Origin of the sequence: Streptomyces sp. NPDC004610 (assembly GCF_040609715.1) — a bacterium.
Lineage (GTDB): Bacteria > Actinomycetota > Actinomycetes > Streptomycetales > Streptomycetaceae > Streptomyces.
In genome coordinates, this window is the sequence record NZ_JBEXLA010000019.1 from 142653 (window position 1) to 163016 (window position 20364).

The window sequence follows — 20364 nt, forward strand, 5'->3', positions numbered from 1 at the left end:
CCCGCGTCACACCCCGTGCTACGGCGCGAGGACCTGCCCCAGGCGGCCGTCGGTCGGGGTGCCCACCGTCGACTTGCTGTAGAGCGCGGCCCGGGAGTAGCCGATGCCGCCGCCGGTGCTCGGCAGATACAGCACGATCCCGTCGGTGGCGTCCTCGCCGTCCGCGCCCAGGGCGAGATCGGCGCGGCCGTACCCGGACAGATCGGCCAGCGAGACCGCCGAGCCCAGCCGGTCGCCGCTCTCGGTGGAGCCCGGGACGGTCGAGGTGTCCTGGGAGACGAGGGTGGCGCCGGTGCCGGTGAGGCCGGTGGAGGTGCCCTTGAGCAGGGTCACCGCGCCCGCGTCGGCCCGGTTGGCCTTGTCCCGGGTCAGATCCTCGCCCGGGGCGCCCACCAGGGCGTCGGCGAGACCGTCCGCGTTGGCGTCGCCGACGGAGACCGAGCTGCCGAAGGCGTCGCCCGCCTCACCGGCGCCCGGCACTCCGGTGGTGTCCTGGTGGATGACCCGCATCCCGGTGGTGGTGAACCCGCTCGCCGTCCCGAAGAGCATGGTGATCTGACCGCCGGTCCGCGCCCCCGACTCGGTGGTGGACGGCTGGCCGATGACGAGGTCGTCGTAGCCGTTGGCGTCGATGTCGCCCGCGGCGACCGCGCGCCCGCCGCGGACCGAGAGGACCCCGGCGAGGGTCAGACCGTTCTTGGAGCCGGCGAACCGGGCGACCCGGCCGATGCCCCCGGCGTCCCGGTAGTTCAGGGCCACGTCCTGGTAGCCGTCCCGGTTGAAGTCGCCGGTCGCGGTGTCCAGATGGGCGACGGAGGCGGTCGCGGTGGTGATCCGGCCGGAGGTGGAGGCACCGCCGGTGAGCCGGACGTGCCAGTTGCCGCCCCGGCCGGTACCGGCCGCGAAGACATCGGCGCGGCCGTCGGCGTTGAAGTCGCCCACCGCGACCGCGGAGCCGAGCCGGGCGCCCTTGGCGGTGACGCTGCCGGTGGTGGTGAAGGAGTACCCGGTCTTCAGACCCGGCCCGTACATCACCGTGACCTGGCCCCGGTCCGTCCCGGCGGTGTCGTCCTCGCCGGGGACGCCCACGGCGAGATCGGCGTGGCCGTCGCCGTTGACATCGCCCCAGGCGGTGGCGGTGCCGAAGGCGTCACCGGACTCGGTGCTGTCGGGGACACCCGCGCTGTTCTGGGTGAGGCCGGTCCGCTGGGCCGGGACCGGGCCGCCCGTCCCGCCCGGGACCACGGTCACCCGGTTGGCCGTCGGGGTGCCGAGGGCGAGGTCGGCGACGCCGTCCCGCTGGAGGTCGGCGGTGGGCAGGGTGTGCGAGATGCCCGGGGTCTTGGCGAGCTGGGCGATCAGCGCGAGCTTGGGGTAGAGGTTGAGGCCGGGGCAGAGGGTGGCGTTGGTGTCCCGGTGCCCGAAGACCCGGGGCAGGGTGACCGACGCGCCCTTGGCGATCTTGTTGCCGTCCACGCCCTTGTCGACGCCCGAGGTCAGGGTCACCTTGCCGGTCGGGTCGATGCCGTACATCCCGAACTTCCAGGCCACGATCCGCGCGATGGAGTCCAGCGCGGCCCGGCTGGGCTTGGCGGTCTCGTAGTTGCCGATGTAGGAGATGCCGAGGGTGTTGGTGTTGAAGCCGACGTTGTGCGCGCCGGTGACCGGGAGATCCATCCCGCCGCTGCGGCCCTCGAAGATCTGGCCGCACTTGTCGACGACGAAGTTGTAGCCGATGTCGTAGTAGCCGCGGGCGAAGTGGCTCTGCTGGAGCGTGCGGAGGTAGGCCCGCGAGTCGGCGCAGGAGAGGGCGTTGTCGGCGTCCATTCCGGTGTGGTGGACGACGGCGGCCTTGATCTCCGTGCCGTAGCCGGGGGTGCCGTCGTAGTCGGTCGACGCGCCCCACTCGGCCTGGGAGATGACGGGCGGCTTGACGACGGTGGAGGGGCGGGGGGCGGGGATGGTGGGCGTCGGGGTGGGGGTCGGGGTCGTCTCCGAGGGCCCGGCCGTCGGTGTGGTGGCCGTCTCCGTCGGCGTGGTGGCCGTTTCGGTCGGGGTGGCGGTCTCCGTCGGTGCGGTGGCCGTCTCGGTCGGCGTGGTGGTCTCCGTCGGTACGGGGGAGCCCGTCTCCGCCGTGAACGCGGCCGGTTCCAGGGCCGTCGCCGGGTCCGTGGGGACCGCGCCCGGGTCGAGGAGCTTGACGTCCATCCCCGTGGGCTGGCCGGGTGCCTCGGTGCCGTCGGCGCGGACGAGACGGACCTCGACGCCGTTCGCGTCGCCGGTCCACAGGGCCTCGGTGCCGCCGCGCAGCCCCGCGCGCTCGCGCTCGGTGCCCTCGGCCTGGTTCGGCTCCTGCTCCAGCCGCTGCCACGCCGACCAGGTGCCGGAGTCGGTGTCCCGGGTACGGACCTCGGGGGTGCCCTTGGCCTGGACGTCCGGGTCGTTCCAGGTCAGCTGGACCGCGCTGAACCGTTTCGTGGCGCGGCGCTCCAGCCCCTTGCGGCCACCGCCCTCGTCGCTCAGCCTCAGGGTGTGGATGGCCGGTCTGCGGGTGCCGCCCTTGCCGTCGGCGGGGTCGGCGGACTGGTCGGCGACCGCGTAGGTCACCGCTCCCGCCCCGCCCAGCACGACCGCGCCGATGGTCAGCCAGGCACGCCGCTTCAGGCTCAGCGGCTTGTACGCGTGGGTCCTGCGAGGACTCAACTACCCCACCTCTAGGTTCAGTTCCGCGGTGCTCTGCATCTCCGATGCCGGGCATTGTCTCAAGGGCCTCAGCGGCCCCGGCGGCCCCGCAGCGCACACTCACACAGCGTCGGTCGGGGCGGAAACGTCACAGCAGCAAAAACGGTGGGAAATCGCAGGCGCCGAAAGCCGTTACCGGCCATCTGTTGGCCGGTAACGCGCTCTCCGATCTCAAGATCGACTGAGCACTCTTGTCCTTGTCCATCCCGGTGCGCGGTGATCCGCCCTGGACTGTTCTGTGAGTGAAGGATGTGACTCGATGCCCGAGTTGCTGAGCCATGCGGACGGCAGGAGCAGCTTCCGTCTGACCTTCGAGCCCCGCGAGGACCTGCCGTCGGCGTACCCGAGGACCGTCGGCCTCGGGGTGCTGACGGCACGTATGGAGTACCTGGCGGACGAGCCCGTCACCGACATCTCCTTCATCGCCCATCTGCTGAGCCCCGAGGCCGATATGGAGGTGTACATCAGGGGTGCCGTGGCCGAGGCCCGCCAGATCCCCGCCGCCTCCCTCCGGGACGAGGACATGGAGGAGTCGGAGCGGCGGACCGCGCGGAGCGACGCACTGCAATGGCGCCCGGTCGTGGCCCGGCCGGTGACCAGGGGACTCGGCGGGGCGTCCGGCTGCCACACCAATGACCCGGCCGCCGGAGACGCGAACGACAGCTCACTGCTCACCCGGCTGCCGTACCCGAAGAGGGGCGAGGGCTTCGAGACCTCCTGGGAGGTCCACTGCGACACCCGGATGCACACCTACGGCGCGGGTACGGCCTTCGTGACGGCCCTGCTGATCGCCCACGGCCCGGAGGACCGTCTCTACTCGGCCAAGGAGATCCCGCCCTTCCCGGGCACGGACCGCCGGTTCGAACTGGTGGGGACCAGGAGCACGGGCGCCGTCGGCTGACCTACCTCGGCCGGGATGGGATCCAGCTGCGGGGAGGGGGGCCGCGGAGACGACCGGGGCCGCCACCCCCCACAGGAGAGGCCCCGGCCGTCGCGCGGTACGGGCCGCGCGGCGACCCGTACTCCCTTCAGCGCCACCGCTGCGTTTTCTGTCACACCCCACCTCGTCACGGATTAGTTGCATCTTCTACGGTCATGGACGGGGCACGGTTTCAAGACGTAACGTGCCATTCGCGCCGATCGCCGAGGACCGCAGACCGAGGACCCACGCAACCGGCCGGGGTCCCGTGCCGCGGCCACCCACCGACCACCACGACGGCAAGCACCCGCACCGCCGCACCCACCGCGCTCACCACGCGGGCGGCGGCACGGGGCCAGGCGCAGAGAGGGCGCGCGTGTGCTGGGGGACGACGCCGAGCTGACGGCCGCCGTGCTTGCGGCGCAGAACGGGGACGAGACCGCGTTCCGGACCGTGTACCGCGCGGTGCACCCGCGGCTGCTCGGATACGTACGCACACTCGTCGGCGATCCCGACGCCGAGGACGTGGCCTCCGAGGCATGGCTCCAGATAGCCCGCGATCTGGAACGGTTCAGCGGCGACGCGGACCGCTTCCGCGGCTGGGCGGCCCGCATAGCCCGCAACCGCGCCCTGGACCACATACGCATGCGGGGCCGCCGCCCCGCGATAGGCGGCGACGAGGCCGAACTGACCGGCCGCCCCGCCGACTCCGACACCGCCGGCGAGGCCATCGAGGCCCTCGCCACCGACCGCGCCCTCTCCCTCATCGCCCGGCTGCCGCAGGACCAGGCCGAGGCCGTCGTCCTGCGGGTCGTCGTGGGACTCGACGCCAAGACCGCCGCCGAGACACTCGGCAAACGCGCGGGCGCCGTCCGCACCGCCGCGCATCGCGGACTGAAACGGCTCGCCGAACTCATCGGCGACGATCCGGAATCCGCCGAAGCCCTCGACGCCCTGCCCGCCCAGCGGGAACCGCATGATCGTGCGGTGACGTCCGCGAGTGTGACGCATTCGCTTTCGCGGACGCAGAAGGACATGTGATGGCCGACGAGCACCACCGATGGCTGGACCGTGAGACGGCGGAGCGTCTGCTGCGCGGGGAGCCACTGGAAGCTCTCGACGACGACGCCCGCGATCAGGCCGACCGGCTCGCCCAGGCACTGGGCGCACTCTCCGTACCGCCGCCGCCCCCCACCGGCGAGGAACTCCCCGGTGAGGCCGCCGCGCTGGCCGCGTTCCGCAAGGTCCGCGCCGATCCCGGCGAGGCCGACTGTCCGTTCACCGGCGATCTCTCCACCCCCCGCGCCTCCGACGCCGGACTGATCCGCATCGGCGGTCACGGGTCCGGGCGAGCGCCCCGCCGGGCCGCCAGGGCGGGGCCGTTCCGGGGCCGTCAGTTGCGGCTCGGCCTCGCCGCCGCGCTGGCCGTCGTGATGATCGGCGGGATCGCCGCCGCCACCGGCACCGGGGTGCTCCCGACGCCCTTCGACGACGAGGTCCCGCCCGGCCCGGCCGCCTCCGCCCCGGTCCGGCCGCCCACCGGCACCTCCGGGCCCTCCCCCGCCCCCGGCCAGGGGGACGCCGAGGACGGCGCGGCCCCCGGCGGCGCCCTGGTCGGCGGCTCCACCCCCACCCCGTCCGCCGACGCCCCCACCCCGTCCACGCCGGTCCAGCCGTCCGCCCCGTCCACCGCCGCCTGGAAGGACGCGGTCAAGGCGTGCCGCGACCTGAGCAAAGGCAAATCCCTGACCGACGACCGCCGCCGGGCCCTGGAGGACCTGGCGGGCGGCTCCGCACGGGTGGCCGACTTCTGCCGGGTGATGACCTCCACGGGCGGCAACGGCACGGCGAGCGGCAAGGACAAGACCACGGGGCCGGGCACGGAGACCCAGGGCGAGGGCCAGGTCGAGGGCAGCCCGACACCCAAGAGCGGCAAGTCCGCGAAGCCGGCCAAGTCAGCCAAGCCGACCAAGTCGGCGAAGCCGGCGAAGCCGGCCAAGCCCGTCAAGTCCCCGAAGCCCTCCAAGTCCGCCAAGCCGCCGAAGTCCCCGAAGTCCCCGAAGACCGACGGGGACGACGAGGAGGGCCAACCGGCGCAGGGGCAGTGGCAGGGCTGGGGCCACGGGCAGTGGCAGGGCTGGGGTCAGGGTCAGGACTGGGGCGACGGAAACGCCCATGGCGACGGCGACGGTAGTGGTCACGGCAGCGGCCACGGTAATGGCCACGACAACGGCGAGAGCAACGACCAGCTCCCCGACCACCCCCCACCCACCCCCTGACCAGCCCTTTCCCCCTCCCCGGCAGGGGCTCGGCCTCCGGCAGGAACGTTCCCTCGCCCCTGGTGTGACACTTTCGGCCGGAGTGACGCAGTAGTAGGTGAGCCGACTGGTCATCGGCCCTCTGCACAGTGCCGGGGTTCCCCCCGTACCTGCGGCACGTGCACTCGGCGCGGGCGGGACACGTTCCCCCGGTCCCGTCCGCGCCCCATCCCCTCCCTTCCCGTACCCTCCCCTCCCCCGGCGGACGCCGCCCTCACCAGTGGACGACGACCTTGTCCCCGTTCCGCACCTGGGCGAAGAGCTGGGCGAGCAGGTTCTCGTCCCGGACGTTGACACAGCCGTGCGAGGCACCGGCGTACCCCTGGGCGGCGAAGTCGGCGGAGTAGTGCACGGCCTGGCCGCCGCTGAAGAACATCGCGTAGGGCATCGGGGAGTCGTAGAGGGTCGACACATGGTCGCGGGACTTCCAGTAGACCTCGAAGACACCCTCGCGGGTCGGGGTGTACTCGGAGCCGAACCGCACCTCGGTGGTGGCGAGGGTCCGGCCGTCCACCATCCAGCGCAGTGTCCGGCTGGACTTGCTGATGCAGAGCACCCGGCCGGTCGTACAGCGCGGGTCGGGGGCATCGGCCTCCTGGCCGCCCATCAGATACAGCTCCCACCGGCCGGGGTCCTTGGTCATCGCGCGCAGCCGCTGCCAGGTGACGGTGTCGGTCTCGCCGGTCCGGGGCAGTCCCCGCTTGCCCTGGAACCCTTCGACGGCCCGCTCGGTCAGTTCGTCGTACGTCCCGGTCGGCCCGTCGAACAGCCAGGCGACCTGGCGCAGCCGGGCCTGGAGTTCGCGGACGTCCCGGCCGGTGTCGCCCCGGGTCCACAGCACCGGGGCGCGGGTGGAGGAGGGGGAGGACGGGGTGGAGGGGGAGGGGCGGGCGTCGTCCTCGGGGGCGTCGATCCGTACCGGTGGGGAGACCGGTTTGCCGTCGGCGTCCGTCGTCTGGACGGTGCAGGCGGACCCGACCGCCATCAGCGCCGCCACCGGGGTGAGCAGCGCCCACCCCTTGCCGTACCTCCGCATGCGCGGTCCCTTCGCTCCACTGCCCCGGCCGTCCACCCGGGTGTTTCCGGGTCATCTGTGATGTTCCCCGCGCACGACAGGCCACGAACGGCACGGCATGGTGGGGAGCGGGAGGAACCACGCTTCTGGCGGGGTGCGGACCTGGTGGTGAGCGTCGGTGGAAGGCGAGGCACAGGATGGTGGCGCGTGAATCGGAGTCCGGACCGCCGATCGAGCCGGTGTACGGGCCGGACGCGCTGACCGGCTGGGACCCGGCCGTACGGCTGGGCGAGCCGGGCGCGTACCCCTACACCCGGGGGGTCTATCCGACGATGTACACCGGCCGTCCCTGGACCATGCGCCAGTACGCGGGCTTCGGTACGGCGGCGGAGTCCAACGCCCGCTACCGGCGGCTGATCGGGCACGGCAGCAGCGGACTGTCGGTGGCGTTCGATCTGCCCACCCAGATGGGCCATGACAGCGACGCCCCGCTCGCCCATGGCGAGGTCGGCAAGGTGGGGGTGGCCGTCGACTCGATCGAGGACATGCGGGTGCTGTTCGACGGCATTCCGCTGGGCGAGGTCTCCACCTCCATGACGATCAACGCCCCGGCGGCCGTGCTGCTGCTCCTGTACCAGTTGGTGGCGGAGGAGCAGGGGGTGCCGGGCGACCGGCTCACCGGCACCGTCCAGAACGACGTACTGAAGGAGTACATCGCGCGCGGGACGTACATCTTCCCGCCGCAGCCGTCGCTGCGGCTGACCGCCGACATCTTCGGCTACTGCCGGACCGAGCTGCCGCGCTGGAACACCATCTCCATCTCCGGCTACCACATGGCCGAGGCGGGCGCGTCCCCCGCGCAGGAGATCGCGTTCACCCTGGCCGACGGCATCGAGTACGTCCGTACGGCGCTGGCGGCCGGGATGGAGGTGGACGACTTCGCGCCCCGGCTGTCCTTCTTCTTCGTGGCGCGGACGACGCTGCTGGAGGAGGTCGCCAAGTTCCGCGCGGCGCGGCGGATCTGGGCGCGGGTGATGCGGGAGGAGTTCGGGGCGCGGGACCCGAAGTCGCTGATGCTGCGGTTCCACACCCAGACGGCCGGGGTGGAGCTGACGGCCCAGCAGCCGGAGGTGAATCTGGTGCGGGTGGCGGTGCAGGCGCTCGGCGCGGTGCTGGGCGGCACCCAGTCCCTGCACACCAACTCCTTCGACGAGGCCATCGCCCTGCCGACCGACAAGGCCGCCCGGCTCGCCCTGCGCACCCAGCAGGTGCTGGCGTACGAGACGGATGTGACGGCGACCGTCGACCCCTTCGCGGGCAGCTACGCCATGGAGAGCCTGACGGACGCGATGGAGACGGCGGTACGGGAGCTGATGGGGCGGGTGGCGGATCTGGGCGGGGCGGTGGCGGCGATCGAGCGGGGTTTCCAGAAGGGCGAGATCGAACGCAACGCCTACCGCATCGCCCGCGAGACGGACGCCGGGGAGCGGGTGGTGGTCGGCGTGAACCGCTTCACCCTGGACGAGGAGGAGCCCTACGAGCCGCTCCGCGTCGACCCGGCGATCGAGACCCGCCAGCGCGAACGCCTGGCCCGCCTCCGGTCGACCCGGGACGCCGCCGCGGTGCGCTCGGCCCTCGACGCCCTCCGATCGACGGCCGAGGGCACTGACCACAACGTCCTCTACCCCATGAAGGAGGCCCTGCGGGCGGGGGCGACGGTGGGGGAGGTGTGCGGGACGCTGCGGGGGGTGTGGGGGGAGTACGCGCCGAGTGAGCGGTTCTGACCTGCGGTGACACCTCGTACGGGTGATCGAGGGCCGATTGTGCCCGGCGCCGGTTGCGCTCAGGAAGTGTGGGTCCGAAGAAGGAGGACGCCATGGCCGTACTACAGCAGGTGCCGACTCTCGGCGAGGCCGCCGATTGGCTCGCCCGCGCACTGCCTGGCCACCGCGTGGAGATTCTCCACGGGAGGCTCACTGCGACACCATCGCCGGACGGCTCGCATGCGCTGTCGCTGACCAAGATCGGACGCGGCCTCGACGGGGCCGGGATCGTCGGCAGCGGAGCGGAGCATGTCCAGGGCATCGGACTCTGGCTACCGTCTCTGCCGGAGGATTTCGCCGTTCCCGATCTGGCGGTCGTGGATGACGACTTCCGCGACGCCCACATCAAGAAGAACTACTACGCCCCGAACGTCTTCCGCCTCGTCGTGGAGGTGACCTCGTCCAACTGGTCGGACGACCTTCACACCAAGGTCGAGTGCTACGCCCAGGCCGGCATCCCGGTCTATCTGGTCGTCGACCGCAAGCACGACGAAGTGATCCTCTACACCGATCCCGCCGACGGGAAGTACGGCGGGCGGGAGTGCTTCGGGCGGGGCGGGAGGGTGCCGCTGCCCGCGAGTGTCGGGGTCGAGGCCGAGTTCGTGGTCGACACCCTCCTCGACGGCTAGCCGGGACGGTCAGCGCACCGCCCCCCGCGCCCGGCGGAGCGCGCGGCTGAGCAGGGGTGGCAGGAGGTCGTGGGCCAGGCGGCGGGCTCGGCCGCGGGGGCGGCGGGGTGGGGTGGCCGTGGCGGGGCGGCGCTGCTGGGGGAGGGGGTCGGGGGACGGGGCGGGTACCGCCAGGGCGTGGCGGGACGGGGGGAAGCCGGGGGCGGGCATTCCGCGCCGGGACTTGAGGCGGACGAGGCGGTGTCCGGCGGCGTGCTGGACGCTCAGGTCGCAGTCGTCGCGGTCCCGGACCATCGCGATCAGCTCCTCCTGGACGGGCCCGGGGTCCCCCCAGGTGCCGTACAGCTTCTGGGTGGTGAGGCAGATCGGGCGCAGACCGCGGCTGAGGACCGCCTCCCAGGTGGCGACGGAGACGCCGGGGGTGTGCTCGGAGCGGAAGTCGTCCAGGACGACGATCCCGTCGGGGAGCAGGACGTCCCGGGCGGCGCCGATGTCGCCGTGGACGTGCTCGTAGAGATGGGAGCCGTCGATGTGGACGAAGCGGCAGCTGGCCGGGGCGACCTCGCCCGGGACGAGGGAGCTGGGGCCCGCGAGGACCCGGGGGAGTTCGTCGTGGAAGGCGAGGTAGTTGGACTCGAAGGCGCCCCGGGTGAGCGCGCCGTAGGACTTCGCGGACTCGGCGCGGTTGGCGCCGTCGGGGGCGTCGCCCTCGAAGAGGTCGCAGACGGTGTACGCCTCGCCGGGCTGCCGGTGGTGGCCCAGGAAGATCGCGCTCTTGCCCAGGAACACCCCGACCTCCAGCAGATCGCCGCGCAGCCCCGCGTTCCGCTGCCGGTCGAGGAGCCAGGCGAACAGCGTCTGGTCGAGGACCGGGAACCAGCCCTTGATGTCGTCGAGCCGGTGGGGTGGTGCCTGCGGGGGGACGGTGTGGGGGGCTGTGGTGGTGGTCATGGAGAGCGGTACTTCCTTGTGCGTGGGTGCGTGGGTGCGTGGGTGCGTGGGTGCGTGGGTGCGTGGGTGCGTGGGGGTGCGTGTGGATGCCGGTGGATGCCGGTGGATTCTCAGCCACTGCCCCGTCAGTTCACCGCAAACCGACCCGTGGATGAACGGCGGTGGAACTCAGCGCGTCCGTCCCAGCGCGTCCCGGAGCCATGGTGTCGCCCGCCGCTCCACATACCGGTGCAGCAGCCACGCCAGCCCCAGCATCGCGCCCAGCGTGAGCGCCAGCGTCGCCCAGGACGGCACCCCGAGGTCCTGGTGGAGGACGTCGATGACCACCCAGCCCAGGTGCTCGTGGACCAGGTAGAACGGGTACGTGAGGGCGCCCGCCACCGTCAGCCAGGGCCAGTTCGCCCAGTTCAGCCGGCCCAGCGCGATGGCCAGGATCGCGGCGAAACCGAGGGTGACGATCAGGACGACGACCGTGGCCGAGCGGTAGGAGAACTGGCCGGGATCGCTCGGGTGCCACAGCGCCTCCACCGCCTGGTACTGACCGGTCAGCCAGCTCACCGCGACGATCCCCCAGGCGAGGGAGTCATGACGGTCGCGGTAGAGGAGGTAGATGCCCATGCCGCCGATGAAGAAGGGGGCGTGCTCGGGCATGAGCAGCAGGGTCAGGGCCGGTTCGTCGGCCGCCTGGGCGATCGCCGCGGCCAGCGTCCACACCGCGCAGAACAGCACCACCCGGCGCCGGTTCACCCCCGGCAGGACCAGACACAGGGCGAACAGCGCGTAGAATCGGATCTCCACCCACAGCGTCCAGTCCACGCCGAGCACCCGGTGTGCGCCCAGCGGTTCCTGAAGCAGGGTCAGATTCAGCAGCGCCTCGCTCGGGGTCACCGCCGCGTACACCACACCGGGCAGCGCGAACACCGCCGTCACCAGCACGACGGCCACCCAGTAGGCGGGCATCAGCCGGGACGCCCGGGAGGCGAAGAAGGACCGCGGCGGGCGGCCCCAGCCGCTCATACAGATCACGAACCCGCTGATCACAAAGAAGATCTGCACCCCGAGCGGACCGTAGGCGAACCAGGAGTGCAGGGTGGGGAACTGCTCCTGCGGCGAGGTGCCCCAGGCCCGGGTGACATCGCCGCCCCGGCCGCCGTAGTGGTACAGCGCCACCATCAGCGCGGCCAGCAGCCGCAGCCCGTCCAGCGCCCGGAGCCGTCCGCCGCCCCGGGCCGGTTTCGCGGGCCGCTCCGGCGGCGGTACGACGGGGCCGGGCCGGGTATCCGTACCGGCCCTCGGCTGTGCCGTACTGACGACCGTCCCGGTCACACTCTCACCCCTGCCGACTGCCCTGGTGCCTGCGCGGCCCCACCCGGCCGGAGCGCACGGCACCGGCCGGAGGGGAACTGACGTGCGTCAACACTAAGGGGGTGGAGTGCCACCTTCCGGTGACCACCGGGGCGATTCGCCGATCGGACCGCCGTGGTTCACCTGTGTGTCATACGAGTGGCTGATATGGGCGGGTGGTGTGGGGGTCAGGCCGAGGCGCGCAGGAACGCCGAGTGGGACGCCTTGCCCAGATAGGCGAAGCGGGTCTCGCCCGTCAGATGCTTGTCCAGGGCGTCCTTGACGCCGGGCCACTTCGCGTCGCCGTAGTCGTCCAGGACGACGATCGCGCCGGGCGCGGCGATCTCCTCGGCCCAGTCCAGGTCCGCCTGGACCCCGGCCTCCGAGTGGTCGCCGTCGATCACGATCACGCCGTAGCGGCGGTCGGAGACGGCCTCGCGGGTCGCCGGGTCCTCGGAGAAACCCCGCTGGATCCGGGCCGCCGCACCCGCCGGGCCGGCCAGCGTGAGATTGGTGCGCACGGCGTGCTCGTCCACCGGGGCGCCGGTCGGGTCGGACCGCTCGGGGGTGCCCGGCTGGAGCTGGATGCCCGCGAACGGGTCCACGATCGTCACGCTCGGGCTGCGGCCGTCCCGCTCCATCATCCGCACCAGCCCGGCGGAGAACATGCCGTAGAGGGTGCCTATCTCCAGGATGTCGTCGTTCGGCGGGTCGAGCAGGGGTATCGTGCCGAGCTTTCCGCAGATGTTCATGGTGCCGCCGGCGATCCGGCCGACCCCGAGCGACTCCATCGCCACCAGCAGCCGGTAGGCGGCGGCGACATTGCGCTGAGCGGCGTCCCGGCTGCCGACCAGGGTCTCCACCTCGCCGTGCAGCCGCTTGAGGGGGCCGTGGGCCACGATCCGGGAGAGCCCCCGTCCGCGCGGGCCGAGCAGCAGCTCGACGGTGAGCTGGTGGTGCTTCATCGTCTCGACCGCGTCCTTGAGCTGGTCGTGCTCGGCGGTCCGGGCCGCGTTCGCCGCGCGGATCCGCCGGTCGATACGGCGGTCGATGAGGTCGGCCACCGGGCGCAGCAGACGCCGGGATGCCGAACTGGTGAGCAGGGAGCGGCTGTTCATGGAACCGAAGACCTCGATCCGTCGGGTGTTCGAGTCGGATGGTGCGGCTCGCGGGTTCCAGACAGGCTAGGTGCGCCGTTCCCGGGGGGAAGGTATGTGACCTTAGCGGGGAGTTAACACCTGCGGAACTCCCTGTGGCGGAAGGGTGTGGTCCAGGGGCGCCGGGACGGGTACGGGTGTCCGATGCCCGGATGCCCGTACGCCCCCTCCGGACCCCGTGTCAGCCCAGCCAGCGCCGCAGCTTCAGGCGGCCCCACAGCAGGCTCGTCGCGAAGGACAGGGCCATCACCACGGCCACCATCACCACCAGCAGCCCCCCGGCCGCCACCGCGCCGAGATCCGGCTCCACCACCCGGCCGACGATTTCCTCCACGAACAGCACATGCACGAGGTAGGCGCCCAGCGCCGCCCCCGCCAGCCGCTTCAGCAGCGGGCGGCGCTTCTCGGGCACCCGGATCCGGCTGACCAGCAGCAGTACGCACACCGCCATCGCCGCGACGAACAGATGGGCGTTGGGGAGCACATAGTGGACCTGGGTGTTGTACCAGAGGGCCGCCGCCGCGGTGACCGGGAACAGCGCCACCAGCGGCCAGCGCCACCGCACCACCCCGGCGGGCAGCGCGAACAACAGGGCGCCGCCGACCGCGTACACCAGGGAGTAGGTGCCGAAGCCCCAGGCCACGGTGGGGGTCTCCCGGCCGGTGACCTCGGTGATGGTGGTCATCACCCCGGGCAGCACCGAGATGGTGAGCAGCGCGATCCCCAGCCGCCAGGGCCGCTGCCCGGCCTTGATCAGCATGGCGAACGCCAGCAGCACGATGATCGGGATGTAGTTGTACATGAACCACAGGTGGTACGCCGGTTCGACCGACCCGAACAGCGAGTCCACCGCCAGTTCGGTCATCGGCCGGTCGTTGCGGTCCCGCAGATACGCCCACATCAGGTAGATCGCCGTCCAGGCGAACATCGGCACGATGTTGCGCACCACCCGCTGCCACATCCGCGCCCCGTCCTTCGGCGGCGCCCCGACCAGCACGGCCCACCCGGCGATGGCGAAGTACATCGGCACCGCGAACGGGTTGAGCGCCTCGGCCACATGGCCCGCCCAGTACACCCCGGCGCCGTTGTCCGGGTCGTTGCCGGTGGCGTCGATGAACTGGGCGCCGACATGGCCGAGCATGATGGTCGCCGAGCAGAGCAGCCGCATCAGATCGACGTCGAAGCGGTGTTCGCGCCGGGGAGCGGAGTCCGGTGCGCCGGTGGCCTCGGGGGCGTCCGGGGCGGGTGTGGTCCGCTGGGGGTGCGGCAGGCGTACCGCTGTCTCGTTCTGCACCGCGCGCCTTTCAGAGGAAACGGTCAGGGAGTGTTGGGGGGGAGGAGGCGTGCCTGGCCCGGGGAGGGTCAGCCGGGGCGGCGTACCGCGCGGCGCACCACGCGCCTCGCCCGGCGCACCTGGTGCTTGGCGCGGGCCTGGGCGCTGCTGCCGGGCAGCCCCAGTTCGGCCAGCCGGGCCTCGGGGAAGTAGGCGGCCGGTACGGAGTCGAGATGCGCGCGCAGCCAGTCGGCCGTCGGTTCGCGCAGGGCGGCGTAGGCGTTGGGCTGCATGCAGAAGCCCATGGCCCGGACCAGGGGGGAGAGGGAGTCGGGGGCGGCGCCCACGGGGGCCGGGGCGGCGCCGCGCTCCAGGTCGGCCACCAGATGGTCGACGATCGCCAGCGGCACCCGGTTGCTGTTCGGGTAGGGCTTGAGGCGCCCCATGACCAGTCCGGTGCCGACCCGGCCGACCGGGGTGCCGTAGTAGTGCGAGGCGGTCACCATCGCGGTGGAGAAGCAGCCGACGACGAGTTCGGGCCGGGCGTGGTGGTACAGCGCCTCGGCGAGCAGCGGCGCGTCCAGCACGGTGAGCCGGACCCCGGCCTCGGCGGCGGCCTTGCTCAGGGCCTGCGAGTAACTGGCGGGAGCGGTGGGGTGCGGCTTGAACACCACCGAGGTGTGCCCGGCCGCGGCGGCGCCGGTGAGCATCCGCAGATGGAGGCTCTCCTCCTCCTCGGCGCTCAGGATGTTGATCGCCGCGAGGTACTGCCCGAGCAGTACGGCCGTCGGCGCCCGCTCCAGCACGGGCGCGAGCCGCGGGTCCCCGGCGGTGTCCTCGGATATCTCGTCCAGGACGGCCCGGAAGGCGGCGTCGGGGACGATCTCCGGGGCGACCGCGTACTCGGAGAGCAGCAGCGGGGTCAGACCGGGTATCAGATCGAGGTGCAGCAGCCGCTGGATCCGGCTGGAGAGGGTCAGCGGCAGCCGGTCCCGGGTGGGGCCGTAGCTCATCAGGCCGTCGGCGTACACATGCAGGGACGCCTCGGAGAAGATCGCGCAGAGCGCGCGGCCGGGGTTGACCTGGATGGATTCGACGGCCAGCTCGATCAGATCGTGCTCGTCGATGCCCCAGGCCAGCCGGAACGCCTTCTGCCACAGACCGACATCGTTGCCGCGCGGGCCCCACAGACTCGGGTGGTACGGGCGTATCGCGTGGTTCCAGCTGACGATGTCGTCGAAGCGGGTCGCTATCCGGCCGTGGCCGTGCATCTCGTCCAGGCGCAGCGCGGTCTCGGGGGTGCCGGCGTTGTTGGAGACCAGCAGGATGCGGCGGGCGGAGCCGCGCGGGCCGAACTGCCCGGCGTCCAGGGCGGCGGCGAGGGTGGCGGCCCCGTACAGGGTGGAGACCTGGAAGATCTGGGTGGTGTGCATCGCTCAGGCAGCCTTCCGCCCGTCACGCAGCCGGCTGAGCAGCCTGCCCCGGGTGTGGTCGATGGTGCGGAGGGTCTCCTCCAGGGCCTGCTCCGGCATCCGGTGCAGGGCGTCGCGGGCCTCGCGGCGCAGTCGCTGGGCGGCGGCGGGTTCGTACTCGTCCACCTTGCGGAGGTGGAAGGCGATCATCGCGCAGTAGGTGCGGACGGCCTTGAGCAGGAAGCGGTCGGCCTCGCGGTCCACCAGGACGTCCTGGATCAGGGTGTCGTAGGCCGGGATGAAGTCGAGTTGCCGGTCGTCCTTGACCTGGGTGAGGGAGGTGGCGACGCCGCGGCGGTAGAAGATGCCGTTCAGGCCGAGGGAGGCGTAGCTCTTGGCCAACAGATGCAGGCGCCAGATCCACAGGCGGTCCTCGGCGGTGCGCAGTTCGGTGGCGAAGCGCATCCCGCCGTCGTCGAAGAGATGACGGGAGTAGATCCCGGCCCAGACGAAGGGGTAGTCGACCATCGTCTCGGTGTGGGCGGGCATGATGCCGTCGCGCGGGTCCATCACCCGGTTGCGCAGCCTGGCCGGGGGGCGCCGGATGACCCGCTCGGTGCCGGTGGCCTGGACATGGTCGGTGCGGGCGAAGTCGCAGCCCAACTCCTCGATGGCGTACACCAGTTCGGAGAGATGGCCGGGGCCGTACCAGTCGTCGCCGTCGAGGAAGGTCAGATACTCGCCGGCCGCCGCGTCGATACCGCTGTTGCGCGCCTGCGCTATGCCCATGTTCCGCTCGTGCCGGATGACGGTGGTGCGGGGCAGCCGGTCGGCCCAGCGGTCGATCACCCAGGGGGTGGAGTCCTGGGAGCAGTCGTCGACGAGCAGGAACTCGAAGTCGGAGTCCGCGTTCTGGGCGAGACTCCGCAGAGTGCTCTCGGCGAAGGCCCCCACATTGTGCATGGGGACCACGACGGACAGTTTGGGCACGCTGGACGGCCTCTCACGTTCGATGGTTGCCGATGGGAGCGAACAGGTTAACGAGGCTTTCGCGGTCAACGGTAGCGAGGGAGCCGCGGAACAATGAAGTCCGGTCGTAACTGAGATGAATTCTTGTTCTTCAGGCCCCTTCAAGCACCTTCAGCCCCTGGTGAACGTTTCCCTCAGCTCATCGATGTTCGACTGAGTGGTCTTCCACAGGAAGTCCTGCGCGGTGTGCACCTCGCCCACCGCCGCCGGATGGTCGTCCAGCACCGCCGTCGCCCGCTCCACCAGCCGCGCCCCCAGCTCCCGGTCGTGCACCGAGACCCCCCACTCCCGGCGGCCGATGTCCGACAGGAAGTACGCCAGCTTGGGATGCGACACCAGACTCAGGATCGGCGTCCCGCAGCCGAACGGGATCATCCCCGCGTGCCCGCGCATCCCCATCACCAGCCGGGCGGTGCGGTACAGCTCGCGGATCTCGTCGTTCGTCATCTCGTACAGCCGCTCCACCGGCAGCGTGATGCCGTGCTCGCGGCGCAGATCGTGGACGAATTTCTCGTCGGCCGGCATATGGGCCGCGTACCGTACGTCCGCCCGCTCCCGCAGGGTGCGCAGGGCCCCCGCCAGCTCGGCGAGGAAATGCCCGTAGTCATGGCCGAAGCGCAGCCCCGAGCGGTCGTAGGCCGCGTTGACCAGCACAGTGTCGGTACGGGTGACCGGGTCGGTCCAGCCGTCGATGAGATGCCGGGCCACGGTCGTCGGACAGGGCTGGTAGCGCACCCGGTCGCGCAGTTCGGCGGGGAGCAGCTCGCGCACCCGCTCGATCGAACCGTGGTTGCGCAGCCCGAAGAACGCCGACCGCTCCACCAGCGCCCTGAGGCTCTCGGCGAACCGGGTCCGCCGGTAGAGCTGCCCGTCGAACACGTTGTAGCCGACGGCGAACACCGCGAGCGGCACGGATATCCGGGCCAGCAGCTCATCGGGGACGTTCCACTGCCAGTGGCTGTTCCCGTTCGGGGAGGTGTCCGGCAGGAACAGCCCGCCGCCGCCCACGATCACCCCGCGCCGGGCGTTGAGCCGCTCCACCGCAGCCTCGTCCACCAGCCGGTGCACCGGCTGCTGATACCAGCGGTACGGCCCGGTGTCGGCGTCGAAGCACATCCGCACCGCCTCCGGCAGCACCTTGTCGCCCGCGTTCTCGTTCCCGTCGGCGAACAGCGCCACATGCGCGAACTGCTCGGCGGCGGGCGCCTGCGGGGCAGCGGACCCGGCCCGCTCGGGCCGGGTCCGGACGAACCAGGCATGGCACCCCGCGTCCGCCGGATCGGCCTCCAGGCCCTCCCGGGCGTAGGCGTGCGCGTCCTCCTCGCGGCCCAGCAGCCAGGCCAGCCGGGCGAGCTGGGCGAAGGCGCGCGGCGCGGAGTCGGGCGCGGACGCCGACAGCAGCAGATGCGTCTCGGCCTCCTCGTAGCGCGACAGCGCCATCAGGCACAGCCCCAGCGTCTCGTGGCAGCGCGGCGCGTCCAGCCGCCCCGCCAGCACCGGCGCCAGCACCTGTACGGCCTCGTCGTAGCGGCCCTGCTGCCGGTACACATCGGCGACCGTGCGGGCCAGGTCCAGCGAGGGGCGCCCGGCGAGCAGCGGGGGCGCGAAGTGGGCCAGCAGTTCCGGGTGCTTGCCGCCGGGCAGCGCGCGGTAGGCGGCCCGGAACGCGTCGTCGGCCAGCTCGAACCGGCGCCGGGCCTCGGCGGCCGGACCGTACCCCGGGGTGCCCGCGGGCTCGGTGAAGCGCAGCACCGCCACCCGCTCGGGCACCTCGGTGTCGTCGTACAGCCGCCGGGTGAGGAAGTCGTAGCGGGCGTCGACCGGGACCAGCAGATCCCCCAGCTCCGCCGCCAGATCCCCGGCACCGGCCAGCCGCTCGGCGAGCGCGTCGTCCACATCGGCCCGCTGCACCACCAGCAGCCCGTCCGCCAGGACCCGCCGCCGCTCCCGCTCCCCGTCCCACACCGGCTGCGGTACGGCGGCCACGCCGTGCCGGAGCCGTAGCAGTTCGCCCAGATCGCCGAGGACGACCATCGACGGGTCCAGGGCGATGACGGTGTCGTAGCCCGCCAGCCGGAAGATCTCCCCCGGGCCGTCGCTGCGGCGGGTCACCAGCCGCGGGTGCAGCGGGCGCAGCGCGTCGAAGGCGCTCTCGGGCAGCCCGGGGTGCAGGACGACGACGTCCTCGCACACCCCCGGGTTGGTCAGCACCAGACTCCGCACCAGGGTGGCCAGTTCCGGCAGCCGCTCCTCGTCGGTGTGGACGGCGAAGGCGGTGCGGCGCTTGCCGGTGATGGTTCTGCGGTCGTCCGCGGAGGCCAGGGTCATCGCAGGGCGATCCTTATCTCACTGTCGTCGGCGTGCGGGGCGCGGGAGCGGACCCAGTCGGCCTCCTCGGGCCGCAGTCGGCCGAGCGGTGCCGGCCCGATCAGGTCCAGCCGCGGGGAGACATCCAGGAAGTCCAGCAGCCGCAGCACGGTGAAGGCGGTGGTCGTGGCGGGCGGCCAGGCGCTCTCGCCGAGCAGCGCCGGGTCGGTCAGCGGGCGGCGCAGCGAGGCGTCCCCGAGGTGGTCCTGCGCGCCGGGCACCAGCCGCTGCCGCACCGCCCGCCGCCAGGGCCCCGCCGGGTCCCCGAACACCAGCCGCACACCCGCCCGCTGCCCCCACGCCGGGCCCTCCCAGGGGGTCGCGCCGCGCAGGGTGACCGCGTGCAGGTCGGTGCGCGCGCCGGTCGCGGGCGCGTCGATCCGGAAGCCGTCGCAGCGTACGACGAGGTCGTAGCCGTCGATCTGGGCGCCCCGGCCGCCGCCGCCCAGGTCGGTGCCCCCGGCGATCACGCACACGCTCCGCCCGGCCAGCAGCCCGCGCAGTCCGGTGACCCCGAGGGGCGTGGTCGTGCCCACCGACGAGAAGGGCAGCGCGTCCCGCTCGCTGAGCCGCCGGTAGCCGCCGTACAGCGCGGTCAGCCGCCGCACCTTGGCGTCGGCCGGGCCGTACTGCTCGATCCGGGTGCGGACGAACGCGGCGAACTCCGGTGCGAGGGTGGCGGTGGGCTGGTCGGGGCGGGGTGCCTCCGCGCCGGGGAACAGCGCGACGGCCGCGTCCAGGGCGGCCCGGCGGCGGCGCAGGGTGTCGATCCGGCGGGCGACCCCGGGCGCCGGATCCCCGCCCTGGAGCAGCGCCAGATGCCGGTCGTACGAGGTGAGCGCCTCGGTGTCGCGGCCCTGGGCGTCCAGTGCCCGCGCGTGCAGCCGCCAGGCGCCCTTGGAGCGCTGCCGCAGCAGGGTCGCGGTGCCCGCCAGCTCCTCGGCGAGCGCGAGGGCCCGCTCGTCACCGGCCTCACCGGCCTCCACCGCCCGCTCGCCCACGGTGAGCAGGGCGTCGAAGGGGTCGGCGGCCGGGCCGTCGAGCGCGGTGGCGAGGGCGCCGATGGCCTGCGCGAGCCGGACCTGCCGGGCGGTGGACTGCTCGCCCTGTGCCGCGAGGTACTCCCCGCAGCGCCGCAGCGACCGGGCGAACAGGTCCCGTCTGGCGGTCTCCTTCTGCCGTGCCTTGAACAATCCCGCCAGCGGGTTCGTCATGCGCTGTTCCACCGTTCTCCGAATCGGAGGCCGAATGTGCCCGAACGTGAGGGGGCGCGGGTGGCTTCCGGGTGGCTGGTGGATGAATTCTCCAGGACGGCCCGCTGGTCGCAAGGGAGCGGGGGTGGGTGGGGGAGTGAGGGGGCTGTGCGGGTTGACGGGGTTTGCCCG

Annotated in this window: 15 protein-coding genes; 5 read left to right on the plus strand and 10 right to left on the minus strand. The window is 72.4% G+C overall.

Translation table 11 applies throughout. From position 1 onward, the window contains the following. Positions 1-18: 18 nt before the first annotated feature. The gene (locus ABZX40_RS22150; protein ID WP_355740739.1) at positions 19-2703 is read right to left on the minus strand and encodes an N-acetylmuramoyl-L-alanine amidase; all 2685 of its coding nucleotides are present in this window, start codon (positions 2701-2703) and stop codon (positions 19-21) included. A gap of 298 nt (positions 2704-3001) precedes the next feature. Between ABZX40_RS22150 and ABZX40_RS22155 the strand changes: the two genes are divergently transcribed. The 3 genes from ABZX40_RS22155 to ABZX40_RS22165 all read left to right on the plus strand — a co-directional run bounded on the left by ABZX40_RS22155 (position 3002) and on the right by ABZX40_RS22165 (position 5940). Beyond that, positions 3002-3643, plus strand: coding sequence for a hypothetical protein (locus ABZX40_RS22155; protein ID WP_355740737.1), 642 nt, complete (start codon positions 3002-3004; stop codon positions 3641-3643). A gap of 396 nt (positions 3644-4039) precedes the next feature. Further along, a complete protein-coding gene (locus tag ABZX40_RS22160) occupies positions 4040-4702 on the plus strand; it encodes an RNA polymerase sigma factor (RefSeq protein WP_355740735.1) in 663 nt (220 codons plus the stop codon). Continuing rightward, positions 4702-5940, plus strand: coding sequence for a hypothetical protein (locus ABZX40_RS22165; protein WP_355740733.1), 1239 nt, complete (start codon positions 4702-4704; stop codon positions 5938-5940). The genes ABZX40_RS22160 and ABZX40_RS22165 overlap by 1 nt, the downstream gene beginning before the upstream one ends. Positions 5941-6193: 253 nt before the next feature. On the opposite strand, the gene ABZX40_RS22170 is transcribed toward ABZX40_RS22165, so the two are convergent. Beyond that, positions 6194-7015, minus strand: a complete 822-nt coding sequence (locus tag ABZX40_RS22170) for a L,D-transpeptidase family protein (protein WP_355740731.1) — start codon at positions 7013-7015, stop codon at positions 6194-6196. Positions 7016-7194: 179 nt separating this feature from the next. On the opposite strand from ABZX40_RS22170, the gene ABZX40_RS22175 reads away from it, so the two are divergent. Together ABZX40_RS22175 and ABZX40_RS22180 are read left to right on the plus strand one after the other, a co-directional pair. Beyond that, positions 7195-8778 (plus strand): methylmalonyl-CoA mutase family protein, encoded by a 1584-nt coding sequence (locus tag ABZX40_RS22175; protein WP_355740929.1) that lies wholly within the window; start codon positions 7195-7197, stop codon positions 8776-8778. 92 nt (positions 8779-8870) lie between these two features. Next, a complete protein-coding gene (locus tag ABZX40_RS22180; protein ID WP_355740729.1) occupies positions 8871-9446 on the plus strand; it encodes a Uma2 family endonuclease in 576 nt (191 codons plus the stop codon). A 9-nt stretch (positions 9447-9455) separates the two neighbouring features. Here ABZX40_RS22180 and ABZX40_RS22185 read toward each other — a convergent pair whose 3' ends face one another. The 8 genes from ABZX40_RS22185 to ABZX40_RS22220 form a co-directional block, all read right to left on the minus strand. Beyond that, positions 9456-10397 carry a class I SAM-dependent methyltransferase gene (locus ABZX40_RS22185; protein ID WP_355740727.1) on the minus strand — a complete coding sequence of 314 codons (942 nt, stop codon included), beginning with the start codon at positions 10395-10397 and terminating at the stop codon, positions 9456-9458. Between the two features lie 168 nt (positions 10398-10565). Beyond that, positions 10566-11723, minus strand: coding sequence for an acyltransferase (locus tag ABZX40_RS22190; protein ID WP_355740725.1), 1158 nt, complete (start codon positions 11721-11723; stop codon positions 10566-10568). A gap of 206 nt (positions 11724-11929) precedes the next feature. Next, positions 11930-12859, minus strand: coding sequence for a class I SAM-dependent methyltransferase (locus ABZX40_RS22195; protein WP_355740723.1), 930 nt, complete (start codon positions 12857-12859; stop codon positions 11930-11932). A gap of 220 nt (positions 12860-13079) precedes the next feature. Then, on the minus strand, positions 13080-14192 hold the full coding sequence (locus tag ABZX40_RS22200; RefSeq protein ID WP_355740721.1) for an acyltransferase: 1113 nt from the start codon (positions 14190-14192) through the stop codon (positions 13080-13082). Positions 14193-14260: 68 nt separating this feature from the next. Continuing rightward, positions 14261-15604 carry a polysialyltransferase family glycosyltransferase gene (locus ABZX40_RS22205; RefSeq protein ID WP_355740719.1) on the minus strand — a complete coding sequence of 448 codons (1344 nt, stop codon included), beginning with the start codon at positions 15602-15604 and terminating at the stop codon, positions 14261-14263. Between the two features lie 3 nt (positions 15605-15607). After that, positions 15608-16573: a glycosyltransferase family 2 protein gene (locus tag ABZX40_RS22210; RefSeq protein WP_355740717.1), complete on the minus strand. Its 966-nt coding sequence runs from the start codon at positions 16571-16573 to the stop codon at positions 15608-15610. A 150-nt stretch (positions 16574-16723) separates the two neighbouring features. Further along, on the minus strand, positions 16724-18940 hold the full coding sequence (locus ABZX40_RS22215; protein WP_355740715.1) for a polysaccharide pyruvyl transferase family protein: 2217 nt from the start codon (positions 18938-18940) through the stop codon (positions 16724-16726). Then, positions 18937-20193 (minus strand): hypothetical protein, encoded by a 1257-nt coding sequence (locus tag ABZX40_RS22220; RefSeq protein WP_355740713.1) that lies wholly within the window; start codon positions 20191-20193, stop codon positions 18937-18939. The genes ABZX40_RS22215 and ABZX40_RS22220 overlap by 4 nt, the downstream gene beginning before the upstream one ends. Positions 20194-20364: the final 171 nt, after the last annotated feature.

Bases quoted from the DNA above. Each gene is read 5' to 3' on its own strand.
- ABZX40_RS22155 (WP_355740737.1), top strand. From the start codon at position 3,002: ATGCCCGAGTTGCTGAGCCATGCGGACGGCAGGAGCAGCTTCCGTCTG.
- ABZX40_RS22165 (WP_355740733.1), top strand. From the start codon at position 4,702: ATGGCCGACGAGCACCACCGATGGCTGGACCGTGAGACGGCGGAGCGT.
- ABZX40_RS22170 (WP_355740731.1), bottom strand. From the start codon at position 7,015: ATGCGGAGGTACGGCAAGGGGTGGGCGCTGCTCACCCCGGTGGCGGCG.
- ABZX40_RS22180 (WP_355740729.1), top strand. From the start codon at position 8,871: ATGGCCGTACTACAGCAGGTGCCGACTCTCGGCGAGGCCGCCGATTGG.
- ABZX40_RS22185 (WP_355740727.1), bottom strand. From the start codon at position 10,397: ATGACCACCACCACAGCCCCCCACACCGTCCCCCCGCAGGCACCACCC.
- ABZX40_RS22195 (WP_355740723.1), bottom strand. From the start codon at position 12,859: ATGAACAGCCGCTCCCTGCTCACCAGTTCGGCATCCCGGCGTCTGCTG.
- ABZX40_RS22205 (WP_355740719.1), bottom strand. From the start codon at position 15,604: ATGCACACCACCCAGATCTTCCAGGTCTCCACCCTGTACGGGGCCGCC.
- ABZX40_RS22215 (WP_355740715.1), bottom strand. From the start codon at position 18,940: ATGACCCTGGCCTCCGCGGACGACCGCAGAACCATCACCGGCAAGCGC.
- ABZX40_RS22220 (WP_355740713.1), bottom strand. From the start codon at position 20,193: ATGACGAACCCGCTGGCGGGATTGTTCAAGGCACGGCAGAAGGAGACC.